General features: G+C 72.7%; 2 protein-coding genes. Both read left to right on the top strand.

Translation table 11 applies throughout. The features are described from left to right. Nucleotides 1-392 (top strand): cytochrome P450 (locus ACWCSD_RS53120; protein ID WP_449927695.1); only part of this gene is annotated, 392 nt, incomplete at its 5' end. Between the two features lie 149 nt (nucleotides 393-541). Beyond that, a partial coding sequence (locus ACWCSD_RS53115) for a cation:proton antiporter domain-containing protein (RefSeq protein ID WP_449927693.1) occupies nucleotides 542-1,018 on the top strand: 477 nt, incomplete at its 3' end.

Below are 1,018 nucleotides of genomic sequence, written 5' to 3'. Positions count from 1 at the left end.
CGCTGCGCTGGGAGTCGCCCAACGCCTACTTCCCGATGCGCTACGCCATGGAGGACCTGGAGATCGAGGGCGTCCGGCTGCGGGCCGGCGAGGCGGTGCTGGCCTGCTTCTCCGCCGCCGGGCGCGACCCCGAGCGGTTCGGCGAGAACGCCGCCGACTTCGACGTGACCAGGCCGGCCGTGCCGCATCTGGCGTTCGGGCACGGGCCGCACTTCTGCCTGGGCGCGCCGCTGGCCCGGCTGCAGGCCGAGGTGGCGCTGCCGGCCCTGTTCGCGACGTTCCCCGGCATCCGGGCCGCCGGGCCGCTGGACGACCTGCCCCGGCTCACCTCGCTGCTGGACAACGGCGTGCGCGCCCTGCCGGTGCTGCTCGGCCCGCGCGCCACCGGCTGAGCTCCGCCGGTTTCTCCGTGATTGCGGATCTTCATGGGCTGCCTTCTCGGAGATTGCCGCATGTGAACGGGTCCGTTGCGGCGTCCGCGCCAGGCGTTCTTTGCTGAATATCCGGGTTCGGAAACCAGGATCGACCTCCAGGGGTATTCATGCAGACGCCCATCGCCCCCATCGGCGCGCACGGCATGCTCGTGTTCCTGTTGCAGATCGGAGTGCTGCTCGGCCTGGCCCTGGGGCTCGGGGCGCTGGCGGCCCGGTTCCGGCTGCCCGCCGTGGTGGGCGAGCTGTTCGCCGGGGTCGTGCTCGGGCCGTCGATCCTGGCGCACGTCGCGCCGGACCTCCAGCGCTGGCTCTTCCCCGCCGACCCCGGCCAGTTCCACCTGCTGGACGCCGTCGGGCAGGTCGGCGTGCTGCTGCTGGTCGGGCTGACCGGCATCCACATGGACCTGAACCTGGTGCGCCGGCGGGCGGCCACCGCGGCCGGGATCAGCGTGGGCGGCCTGGTCATCCCGCTCGGGCTCGGCATCGCCACCGGGTTCCTGCTGCCCCGGATGATCGTCCCCGACGGCACCGACGCGACGGTGTTCGCGCTGTTCATGGGTGTGGCGATGTGCGTGAGCGCGATC

Source organism: Nonomuraea sp. NPDC001684 (assembly GCF_053596515.1).
This window is presented reverse-complemented; position numbering and strand designations above follow the sequence as displayed.